Below are 4,779 nucleotides of genomic sequence, written 5' to 3'. Positions count from 1 at the left end.
CGTCACGTGGAGGCCATCGAGCAGGAGCTGGCGGACGTGCTGGCCCCGGTCGCCCCTCGTACCGGTGAGGTGCCGTTCTTCTCGACCACCGAGGCGGAGGTTGTCGACACGGCCCGGCTGGACGGGGGGTACTGGTACCGGAACCTGCGTCAGCGGGTGCGTTTCGCCGACGCGGTCGAGGCGCTGGTGGAGCAGGGTTACGGCGCGTTCGTCGAGGTCAGCTCCCACCCGGTGCTCGGCATGGCCGTCCAGGAGGCCGCACCGGACGCGGTCGTGACGGGGACGCTGCGCCGGGACAAGGGCGACGCCCACCGTTTCCTGACCTCCCTCGCCGAGGCCTGGGTACGGGGTGTCCCGGTGGACTGGACGGCAGTGATGGCCGGTCACGGCACCCGCACAGTGGCTCTGCCGACCTACGCCTTCCAGCACCGCCGCTACTGGCTCGACCTGCCCGAACCTGCCCCCCACGGTGAGCCGGGCAGCCCCATGGACGACGAGGTGGACGCGCTCTTCTGGGAGGCGGTCGAACGCGAGGACCTGGAGGCGCTCGCCGACACCCTCGAGCTGGCGCCCGAGCGGCGCGGGACGCTCGACACGGTGGAACCGGTGCTGCCCGTCCTGGCGGAATGGCGTCGGCGCAAGCGGGAGAGCGCCGTGCTGGACTCCTGGCGCTATGCGGTGACGTGGCGGCCGACCGGCGCATCGACGGCCGGGGCGGGCCCGCTGGCACGCAACTGGCTGGTCGTGGTGCCAGGCGTGGACGGGACCGCCGAGGGTGCCGTCCAGGAACTGGTCGAACGGCTGCGCGGTCACCAGGAGGTCGACGACGTCGTCACGGTCGTCCTCGACGTGACGAGGGATGACCGGGCGACCCTGGCGGACCGTCTCGGCGAGGCCTTCGAACAGAACCCGCTCATCGGCGGCGTACTCAATCTGCTTCCGCTCGCACCGCAGGGCGACCGTTCCATCACTGAGCCCCTGCACGCCGCCGTGCCCGAGGCCGTCACGGCGACCTTCCTGCTCATGCAGGCGCTCACGGACGCGGAGGTGGAGGCACCGCTGTGGACGGTCACCCGGGGAGCGGTCGGCGTGCCCGGGCCGGGCGCCGGTCCGCTCCCCGAGCAGGCGGCCGTCTGGGGGCTCGGCAGGGTCTACGGGCTCGACCATCCTCAGCGATGGGGAGGTCTCGTCGACCTCCCCGCGCCTTCTGGCGACGAGCACGCATCCGGCGGCGCGGGCGCGGAACTCGGCCCACACCTCTGGGACCGGCTCCGTATCGCTCTGGCGGGCGAGGAGGACGAGGACCAGTTCGCCGTACGCGAGGACGGACTGTACGTACGCCGCATGGTCCGCAAGCCGGTCGACGCCGAGGCCGATGAGCGGCGCACGGTCGGTTTCGCGGGGACGACACTCATCACCGGCGGCACCGGAGCCCTCGGCGCGCACCTGGCACGGCGGCTGGCCGCGACCGGTGCCGGGCATCTGCTGCTCGTGAGCCGACGGGGCCCGGACACTCCGGGCGCGGACGCACTGGAGCGGGAACTCACCGCGCTCGGCGCCCGCGTCACCATCGCCGCCTGCGACATCACCGACCGGGAGGCCCTGGCCGCCCTCCTCGCGGAGGTGCCGCAGGACGCGCCGGTCAACGCCGTGGTGCACGCGGCGGGCACCGAGCCGCCTGCCGTCGCGATCGGGGACACGGACCTCCACGCACTTCAGGACGTCATGCGAGCCAAGATCGTTGGTGCCCTGCACCTCGACGCGCTGCTCGGTGACCACCCGCTGGAGGCCTTCGTCCTGTTCTCGTCGGGCGCGGGTGTCTGGGGCGACGGCGGCCACTCCGGTTACGCGGCGGCCAACGCCTATCTCGACGCGTTCGCCGAACGGCGCCGCAGCCGGGGCCGTACGGCGACCTCGATCGCGTGGGGCGCCTGGGCGGGCGGCGGCATGGTCCACGAGGCCGAGGGCGACCGGCTGCGGCGCTACGGCGTGCGGACGATGGACCCCGAGGTGGCTGCGGGCGCCGTACCGCAGGCCCTCGCGTACGACGAGACGGTCCTGGTCGTCGCCGACGTGATCTGGGAGCGGTTCGCCGCGACCTACTCGGCCGCCCGTCGGCGCCGCCTCTTCGACGAGATCCCCGAGGCCCGGCTCCTCGACGCGGCGCAGGTCCGCGTCGGCGCGGCCGAGGCCGACGGCGGGCCGGTACCGGGTGCGGCGCGCTCGTTCGCCGACCGGCTGGCGGGCGCGAGCCGGGCGGAACAGGAACGGACCGTGCTTCAACTCGTGCGTACCCAGGTCGCGGTGGTCCTCGGCCATGACGGGACCGGCGCCATCGGCCCCGGTCACGCCTTCCGCGATCTGGGGTTCGACTCCCTGACGGCGGTCGAGCTGCGCAACCGGCTGAAGGAGGTCACGGGTCTCGGCCTGCCCGCCACCCTGGTCTTCGACCACCCCACCCCGGCCGCCCTCGGTGAACGTCTGCTGTCCGAACTGGCTCCTCGGACGACAGGGGCGGACGGAGGGGATCTCACGCCGCTCGACGCCTTGGAGGCGGCCGTCGCCGCCCTCGACCCCGCCGACGACGCCGCCCGCACCAGGATCACCACCCGGCTGCAAGCGCTGCTGTGGCGCCTGTCGGACGGCCCGGCGGAGAAGCCGGCCGACGGCGACCCTGACGACGAACTGCTCGAGGCCGTCTCCGACGACGAGATGTTCGACCTGATCGACAAGGAACTCGGCCTCAACTAGACCGCCGGCGGGGCGGTGTACTCCCCCCTGGCCGCCCCGTCCGGCTCATCCCTCCCCCCCACCCGCACCACTCGCACCGAACGCACCGCATCGCATCGCACCGAACCACCCCGTCCGACCGCCCGGTTGCCAACGCCGCATGGGTGACTTCAAGCCTTCGGGCCTGCTCTAGGGACTGATGACGTTCATGGCTAACGAGGACAAGCTCCGCGACTACCTCAAGCTGGTCACTACCGACCTTCGGCAGACCCGCCGACGCCTCCAGGAGGTAGAGGCCCGGCAGCAGGAGCCCATCGCCATCGTCTCGATGAGCTGCCGATTCCCCGGCAACGCGCACACTCCGGAAGACTTCTGGAACATGCTGGTGGCGGGCGTCGACACCGTCTCCGAGCTGCCCGCGAACCGAGGCTGGGACCTGGAGAACCTGTACCACCCCGACCCGGAGCACCAGGGCACGAGCTACACCCGCTCCGGCTCGTTCCTGTACGACGCGTCCGACTTCGACCCCGGCTTCTTCGGCATCTCGCCGCGCGAGGCCACCATGATGGACCCGCAGCAGCGGCTGCTCCTGGAGACTTCCTGGGAGGCCCTTGAACGGGCGGGGATCGACCCCGGCACCCTGCGCGGCGAGAAGGCGGGCGTGTTCGTCGGCAGCAGCGACCAGGGTTACGGGGCGGCCGCCGCCCGGGCCCGGGACCGCGTCGAGGGACACATGCTGACGGGCGGCTCCGGCGCGGTGCTGTCCGGCCGTATCGCCTACACCCTCGGGTTCGAGGGCCCCGCCGTCACCGTCGACACCATGTGCTCCTCGTCGCTGGTCGCGCTCCACCTCGCCGTCCAGGCCCTGCGCCAGGACGAGTGCCGCCTCGCCCTCGCGGCCGGCGCCACCGTCATGGCCGGCCCCCGGAACTTCGTGGAGTTCAGCAGGCAGCGGGGGCTGGCGCCGGATGGTCGTTGCAAGCCGTTCGCGGCGGGTGCGGATGGTACGGGCTGGGGTGAGGGTGTGGGGGTGCTGCTGCTGGAGCGGCTGTCGGACGCCCGTCGCAACGGTCACCAGGTGCTGGCGGTGGTGCGGGGTTCGGCTGTCAATCAGGACGGGGCCAGCAATGGTCTGACCGCGCCCAATGGTCCTTCCCAGGAGCGGGTGATCCGTGCGGCGCTGGCCAATGCCCGGCTGAGCGCGGATCTGGTGGACGCGGTGGAGGCCCACGGTACGGGGACGACGCTGGGTGACCCGATCGAGGCGCAGGCGCTGCTGGCGACCTACGGACAGGACCGCGACGACCCACTGCGGATGGGCTCTCTGAAAGCCAACATCGGTCATCTCCAGGCAAGTTCGGGCGTCGCAGGCGTCATCAAGATGGTCCTCGCCATGCAGCACGGCGTCCTGCCGAAGCTGCTGCACCTGGACGAGCCGACACCGCACGTCGACTGGTCGTCCGGAGCGGTCGGTCTCCTCACGGAGAACGAGGAGTGGCCCGAGACCGGCCGCCCCCGTCGCGCGGGCGTGTCCTCCTTCGGCGGCAGTGGCACCAACGCCCATGTGATCCTGGAGCAGGCGCCGGAACCCGACCCCGAGACACCGGAGGCGGAGAGCACCGACGACACGGTTGCAGCGCCGGTGTTCGTGGTCGACGGCGCGGTCCCGTGGGTGGTGTCGGGTCGCGGTGGGGAGGGGCTGGCCGGTCAGGCGGGGCGCATGGCGTCGTACGTCGAGTCGGCGGATGACGACGTCCGTCCGGTGGATGTGGCGTGGTCGCTGGCCGCCACACGCGCCGCCTTCGAGAACCGGGCAGTCCTCCTGGGCGCGGACCGAAACGAACTCCTCACCGGCCTGGGGGACTTGGCGGCCGACCGCACGGTCCCCGGAGCGGTGACCGGACACTTCGACGTGATACCCGACGGCACGGTGTTCGTGTTCCCGGGGCAGGGTGCGCAGTGGGTGGGTATGGGGCGGGAGTTGTGGGGTGTCTCGCCGGTGTTTGCGGCGTCGATGGAGGCGTGTGAGCGTGCGCTGGCTCCGTTTGT

Annotated in this window: 2 protein-coding genes; both read left to right on the top strand. The window is 72.1% G+C overall.

The window, feature by feature from the left end; translation table 11 throughout:
* Positions 1-2,751: SDR family NAD(P)-dependent oxidoreductase (locus tag ABZ490_RS51960; protein ID WP_359008036.1), on the top strand; the 2,751-nt coding region annotated here is incomplete at its 5' end.
* Positions 2,752-2,938: 187 nt separating this feature from the next.
* The coding region (locus ABZ490_RS51955; protein ID WP_359008039.1) for a type I polyketide synthase at positions 2,939-4,779 on the top strand (1,841 nt) is incomplete at its 3' end.

The sequence above is a fragment of the Streptomyces sp. NPDC005811 genome (assembly GCF_040630405.1).
Lineage (GTDB): Bacteria > Actinomycetota > Actinomycetes > Streptomycetales > Streptomycetaceae > Streptomyces.
This window is presented reverse-complemented; position numbering and strand designations above follow the sequence as displayed.